At 69.3% G+C, this 6,957-nt stretch carries 3 protein-coding genes and 2 pseudogenes; 2 read left to right on the top strand and 3 right to left on the bottom strand.

Going from position 1 to position 6,957, the window contains the following annotated elements; genetic code table 11:
• Positions 1-127: 127 nt before the first annotated feature.
• Together NI18_RS17625 and NI18_RS17630 are read left to right on the top strand one after the other, a co-directional pair.
• A pseudogene (locus NI18_RS17625) lies at positions 128-1,432 on the top strand (gamma-glutamyltransferase); the annotation flags it as partial.
• A 199-nt stretch (positions 1,433-1,631) separates the two neighbouring features.
• Positions 1,632-3,421, top strand: a pseudogene (locus NI18_RS17630) (long-chain fatty acid--CoA ligase).
• A gap of 33 nt (positions 3,422-3,454) precedes the next feature.
• Here NI18_RS17630 and NI18_RS17635 read toward each other — a convergent pair.
• The 3 genes from NI18_RS17635 to NI18_RS17640 all read right to left on the bottom strand — a co-directional run.
• Entirely contained in the window at positions 3,455-3,940 is a 486-nt protein-coding gene (locus NI18_RS17635) for a hypothetical protein (protein ID WP_037531841.1), read from the bottom strand.
• A 151-nt stretch (positions 3,941-4,091) separates the two neighbouring features.
• Positions 4,092-4,466 (bottom strand): pitrilysin family protein, encoded by a 375-nt coding sequence (locus NI18_RS27335; protein WP_052149310.1) that lies wholly within the window; start codon positions 4,464-4,466, stop codon positions 4,092-4,094.
• The coding region (locus tag NI18_RS17640) for an insulinase family protein (RefSeq protein WP_052149311.1) at positions 4,420-6,957 on the bottom strand (2,538 nt) is incomplete at its 5' end. The genes NI18_RS27335 and NI18_RS17640, both read right to left, overlap by 47 nt.

Below are 6,957 nucleotides of genomic sequence, written 5' to 3' on the forward strand. Positions count from 1 at the left end.
CCACGCTGGTTCTACGCCGCCGACGGCACCCCGCTCAGTCACCGCGACGCGGTTCCCGGTGGTCGCAGCGTCGGCGTCCCCGGCGCGCTGCGCGGCATGGCGCTCGCGCACCGCGCGTCGGGCAAGCTCCCCTGGGCGCGACTGTTCGACCCCCGCGATCCGGCTCGCGACCAACGGTTTCAAGGCGTCGCCGCGGCTCGTCAACGGGATGAAGGCGTATGGCGGCCACATCACGCCTGAAACGCGCACGCTCTTTTCCGCCCCCGACGGATCGCCCGTCGCGATCGGCGCGATGATCAGGAACCCCGCCCAGGCCGCCTTGCTCCAGCGGATCGCCGCGCGCGGCGCCGACAGCTTCTATGTCGGGCCCGAGGCGCAGAAGATCGTCACCACGGTCAATGGCGCCGCGCGCAACCCGTCGAAGATGACGACCGGCGACCTCGCCAGCTATGACGCGAAGACCCGCGCGCCGGTCTGCGTCACCTACCGCGTCCACCGCATCTGCGGCATGGGCCCGCCCTCCTCGGGGGGCATCACCGTGCTGATGATCCTGAAACAGCTCGAACGCTTCGACATGGCCAAGCTCGGCAAGGACAGTCCGCAGGCGTGGCACCTGTTCGCCGAAAGCTCGCGGCTCGCCTATGCCGACCGCGACCTCTATGTCGGCGATCCCGATTTCGTGTCGGTGCCGGTCAAGGGCATGCTCGACCCCGCCTATCTCGCCTCACGCTCGGCGCTGATCCAGCCGACCACGACGATGGCCAGCGTCAGCGCAGGCTCGCCCCCCGGCGCCCCCGCGCGCCAGTCCGCGCCGGTCAGCGAAGTCCCCGGCACCACCGATCTCGCGGTCGCCGACGCGCGCGGCAACGTCGTCGAGGTGACGACCACGGTCGAGGGCTATTTCGGCTCGGGGCTGACCGTCGACGGCACCGTGCTCAACAACCAGCTCACCGACTTCGACACCGTCCCCGAAAAGGGCGGCTATCTCGTCGCCAACCGCGTCGAGGGCGGCAAGCGCCCGCGCAGCTCGATGTCGCCGACGATCGTCTACGGCCCCGAGGGCAAGGTCCGGCTCGCGGTCGGCGCCGCGGGCGGCTCGACGATCATCGCGCAGGTCGCGAAGGCGATCATCGGCGTCGTCGACTGGAAACTGTCCGCACAGGACTCGATCGCGCTCGGCCTGATCTACGCCCCCGGCCATGTCGCCGCGGTCGAGAAGGGCACCGAGCGCGAGGCGATGATCCCCGCGCTCGAGGCACTGGGCGAGACGGTGCAGGTCACCGCGCTCGGCCTCAAGGCGAACGCGGTCGAGCGGGTGAACGGCCGCTGGGTCGGCGCCGCGGATCCGCGCAGCGAAGGCGTCGGAATCGCGCAGGACGGCACGGTGACCCAGATCCAGCGCGTCGGCGCCCTCCAGCGCGCGCCGGAATAGCATGCCCCGCCCCTTTGTCGTCATCCCCGCGCAGGCGGGGATCCATAGGCGCTGACATCGGTGATCCCACAGGCCGGTCAGCCAATATGGGTTCCTGCCTCCGCGGGAATGACGACGGACCGTTAGCAGACTATACCGCACCAAAGACCGAGCGGCCCCGCGAGGGGACACAGTTCGCAAGAGCGCCCCAGGAGAGACCATGCCCCGCCAGCTCGAACCCTTCCCCAACCTCGTCACCATGTTCTTCGCGCGCGCCGCGGAGAGGGGCGACTCGCCGTTCCTCTGGACCAAGCAGAGCGGCGCCTGGGTGGCGACCAGCTGGGCCGACGCCGCGCGACAGGTCGCGAGCCTCGCCAGCGCGCTGACCGCGATCGGGCTCAAACGCGGCGACCGGGTGATGCTGGTCAGCGAGAATCGCCCCGAATGGTGCCTCAGCGACCTCGCGATCATGGCCGCGGGCTGCGTGACGGTGCCGACCTATGTCACCAACACCGAACGCGATCACCTGCACATCATCGAGAATGCGGGCGCCTGCGCGATCATCGTCTCGACCGCGAAGCTGGCGAAAACGGTGCTCCCCGCGGTCCTGCGCTCGAACCAGGCGCAGATCGTGATCGGGCTCGAGGACATGCGAGTCCCCGCGGCGATCGACTTCCACAACTGGCACGCGCTGATCGCCGCGCATCCGACCACGCCCGAGACCGCGGCGGCGCGCGCGACCTTCACCCGCGACGATCTCGCCTGCATCATCTACACCTCGGGCACCGGCGGCGCGCCGCGCGGCGTGATGCAGCATCACGGCGCGATCCTGCACAATTGCGCAGCTGCGCCGCCGTCATCTCGGAGGATTTCGGCTGGGACGACGAGGTCTTCCTGTCGTTCCTGCCGCTCAGCCACGCCTATGAACATACCGGCGGCCAGCATTTCCCGATCTCCTTGGGCGGCCAGATCTATTATGCCGAAGGCCTCGAAAAGCTCGCCGCCAACATCGAGGAGACGCGCCCGACGATCATGTTCGTCGTCCCCCGCCTGTTCGAGGTGCTGCGCACGCGCATCTCGAAGACGATCGAGAAACAGGGCGGCGCGTCCGCCTATCTGCTCGCCCGCGCGCTCGACATCGGCGCCCGGCGCTATGCGGGCAAGCTCCGCCTGATCGACCGGCCGGCGCAGGCCGCCGTCGCGACGCTGTTCAAGCCCAAGATCGCGAAGAAGTTCGGCGGCCGGCTGAAGGCGATGATCTCGGGCGGCGCGCCGCTCAACCCGGAGGTCGGGCTGTTCTTCGAATCGATCGGCCTCACCTTCCTGCAGGGCTATGGCCAGACCGAGGCCGCGCCCGTCATCTCGTGCAACCGCCCCAAGGCGGGCGTGCGGATGGATTCGGTCGGCCCGCCGCTCAAGGATACCGAGGTGCGGATCGCCGAGGATGGCGAGATCCTGGTCCGCGGCGAGCTCGTCATGCATGGCTATTGGCGCAACGACGCCGAGACCGCGAAGGTGTTGAAGGACGGCTGGCTGCACACCGGTGACGTCGGCGAGATCGACGCGCAGGGCCGCATCCGCATCACCGACCGCAAGAAGGATCTGATCATCAACGACAAGGGCGACAATGTCGCCCCGCAGAAGATCGAGGGGATGCTGACGCTCCAGCCCGAGATCGTCCAGGCGATGATCGCCGGCGACAAGCGCCCCTATATGGTCGCGCTGATCGTGCCCGATCCCGAATGGACGCAGCAATGGTGCGCGTCGAACGGCGATGCGTGCAATTTCAGCAGGCTGGCCGAGAACAGCGAGTTCCGGACCGCGCTGGGCCACGCGATCGAACGCGTGAACAAGGATCTGACCGTCACCGAACGCGTCCGCCGCTTCGTGCTGGCGGACGGGCCGTTCACGATCGAGAACGAACAGCTGACGCCGAGCCTCAAGATCCGCCGCCACGTCATCCGCCAGGCCTATGGCGGCCGGCTCGACGCGCTCTACCTCAAGGGCTGACGAATGGGGGGCCACATTGGACCCCCCGCCCCCTCAGGCTGCGCCCAGGGGAAGGTTGCTGCGCTTGCAGACATAGGTCGCCAGCTCCTCGCGCAGCGGCAGCCCGGCGATCGGGCGCAACGGACCGTCATAGGCGATGCTCGTCTCGACCAGCGAACGGCGCGGCGCGACGCCCAGGACATGGAACAGGCGACGCTCGCAATCGACTTCGGTGCGGGCATAGGCGACGCGGCCGGCATGTTCCTGGCGGATGATCGCGATCACCGTGCCGCCGATCGCCCGGCGCTCGCGCAGCAGGAAATAGCGCGAGGCGGTATCCGACGGGGTCGGGATCAGGTCGCCCTTGACCGTCAGCGCGGGCGGCGCCGGCGCTGCGACTTCGGTTTCGCCCAGATTGCGCAGCGATACGCCCGCAGTGCTCATCGCATTGTTATCGACCGCATCGGTCGACGGCGCGCCCGAACAGGCGGACACGCCCAACCCGCCGGCAACCGCCAGCGCTAACCACGTCTTCTTCATCAATACACTCCCGGGTATGAATCAGGTTCAAACGCCCGCAGCATGACGATCGATCCGGTGGTGCGGATCGATCCCCGCCGCCCGACATTGCGCGAGGATATTTTCTTCGGCGAAGGGCGCGCACCGACCGGCACGCGTCCTCCAGGTCCGCCTATTTCGCCGCCGGCTTGGGCACCGCGGCGGGCACCACCGCCATCGTCCAGTCGCGGTCGGGGCGCAGATATTTCGCCGCGACCGCCTGCAGGTCGGCCGGCGTCGTCGACACCAGATCCTCGGCGATCCGCTTGGTCGCGTCGATCCGCCGCGGATCATAGGTCGCCCCGCCGAGCTGCTGCATCCAGAACTGGTTCCCGGTCGAGGCGCGCATGATGTACTGCCCCATCGGCCGCTTGATCCGCTGCAGCTCGTCCTCCGCGATCGGCGTCGAGACCAGCTCGGCGGCGATCTTGCGCGCGGTCTCGAAGAAGAACGCGACCTTCTCAGGCGCGACCTGGCCGATCGCGACGAGGCGACCGCCGCTGTTCATCCCGGTCGGCCACTGGCTCTGCACGTTCGGGCTGTAGCTCGCGCCCGCCGCCTGGCGGAGCCGCTCGAACAGCCGGTCGGCGAACACCTGTGCGAGCACGTCGAGGCGACGGCTCTCGGTGATCGCCTCGATCCCGCCCCCCGGTCGGCCAGGCGATGACCGCCGCCGCCTGGTTCTGCGGGCCGGTATGCGTGCGCATCACCGGGGTCGCGACATGCGCGGGGAAGCGCACCGGCGCCGCCACCGCGGTCGACGCGGAGCGCGCGGCGATCGCGCCGAAGCTCTTGGCGACCGCGGCGATCGCCTCCTCGCTCTTCACGTCGCCGAACACCGACACCTCGATCGGCCCGGTCTTGAGCAGCGGCTCCCAGAACTTGCGGAAGTCCTTGGCGTTGAGCGCCTCGACCGACTCGCGCGACGGCGTGCCCCAGCGCGGATCGCCCGCGCGCAACAGCTTCTCCAGATCGCGCGACAGCACGCCGTCGGGCGACGATTCATAGCCCGCAAACGCCGCCAGCGCCGCGACCCGCGCGCGCGCGACCGGCGCTGCGTCCCATGCCGGGAAGGCGAGCTTGGCGGCCATCAGCGTCAGCTGGTCGGCATAATCCGCAGGCGAGGTCAGCGCACCCAGCGTGAACGCGTCGTCGTCGATCCCGAAGTCGAGGCCGATGCGACGCCCGGCGGTCAGCTGGTCGAGATCGCCCTGGTCGAGCTTGCCGATCCCGCCCGCGACCAGCGCGAGGTCGCCCGCCCAGGCCGGACTCGGCTTGTTAGCCGGGATCGCGCTGTAACCGCGACCGAACCGGACGCGGACATAGACGCGGCCGGTCTCGCCCGTATTGGGGAACAGCAGCAGGCGGGTGCCATTGGCATAGGTCACCTGCTCCATGTCGAACGCGGCGATCTTTTCGCGCGATGCCACGACGCCGGGCTTGCCGAGCGGCGGCAGCGCGGCGAACGTCACCGCATTCTGCTGGCGACGCAGCCCCGCGAGACCCGAGACGTCCGCCTTCAGCGCGGTCTCGAGCTTGGCCACAGCGGCGGGGTCAGGCGTGATCGTGTTGACCAGCGCGCGCGTCGCGGTCCCCTCGAAGATCCGCTTCGACGCCGCGAGCAGCGTGGCGGGGGTGAACATGCCCTTCGCCTTGGCGTCCTGCAGGATCTTGTACGACGTCTCCGGCCCCGCGACGGTTTCGCGGATGTCGAGCGCACCGACCATGTCGTCGGCCTGGCGCGCGCCCGCCTCGACCCGCGCGGTCTCGACCTGGGTGCGCATGATCGTGTCGAAATCGGCATATTCGCGGTCGACCTCGGCCTGGCTCGGCGCGTTGGTCTGCGCGTCGGCGATCACCGCGCGCACGTCCTTCAGCGCCGCTTCCCAGTCCGTCCCGATCGGCACGATGTTGACGCTGGTCAGGTTCGCCGACCGCGACACGTCGTCGATCGACACCCCCGCCTGGAGATAGCTGCCACCGGCGCGCGCGCGCGTCTCGAGCCGCCGGCTGATCAGCCGCGTCGCCAGCACGTCGACCAGCCGCGTCTGGTTCATGATCGCGGTGTCGTCCTTGTACACCCAGGGCCGGACCACGCCGAGCGTGACGACCGCGGGCAGCGACGGCTCGGCGATCGCCTGTGCGGCGGGGGCGGCGGGATCGGGCTTGCCGAAATCGGGCGCCGCGGTGAACGCGCCGACCGGTTTCCAGTCCGCGAAGTTCTTGACGATCAGCCGTCCGAACAGCGCCGGATCCATGTCGCCCGAAATGATGACAACGGTGTTCTCGGGCCGGTACCAGCGATCGTGGAACGCCTTGATGCTCGCGCCGGTCGCCGCCTCGAGCGTCTTGATGCTGCCGATCGGCGACCGGTCCGCGAGCGGCTGGCCCGCGAAGAAGGTCGACCGGATCGCATCGCCGATCCGCACCTGGGGTCCGGGCTGCTCGCGCTGTTCGGCGAGCACCACCGGGCGCTCGGCAGTGACCGTCGCATCGGTCAGCACCGGCTGCTCCATCATCCCCGACAGGATCTTCAGGCTGTCGTCGAGCCCCGCCTCGCTCGCCGAGGGCAGGTCGAGCTTGTAGGTCGTCGAGACGGGCGTAGTCTGCGCATTGGTGTCCGATCCGAACGTCGCGCCGAACCGCTGCCAGACGCGCTTGGCCTCGCCGTCGGGGACGTATTTCGACCCGCGGAACGACAGATGCTCGATGAAATGCGCATAGCCGCGCTCGGCATCGCTCTCGTTCAGCGACCCGGCATCGACGCGGACGCGGACCGACACCTGACCCGGCGGAACGCCGTTCTTGCGCACGGCAAAGCGCAGCCCGTTGGGCAGCGTGCCGAACTTCCACTCGGGATCGCGGGTGAGATCGCTGCCCTTGTAGAGCCACGCGGTCGTGTCGATCCCGGGCAGCCCCGGCAGCTCGGTGCCTCGCCGGGCATCGCCACGGTCTGCGGCTGGACGGGGGCCGCAGGTGCCGCCGTGGGCGGCTTGGCT

The sequence above is a fragment of the Sphingomonas sp. Ant20 genome, from assembly GCF_000783375.1.
Classification (GTDB): domain Bacteria; phylum Pseudomonadota; class Alphaproteobacteria; order Sphingomonadales; family Sphingomonadaceae; genus Sphingomonas; species Sphingomonas aerolata.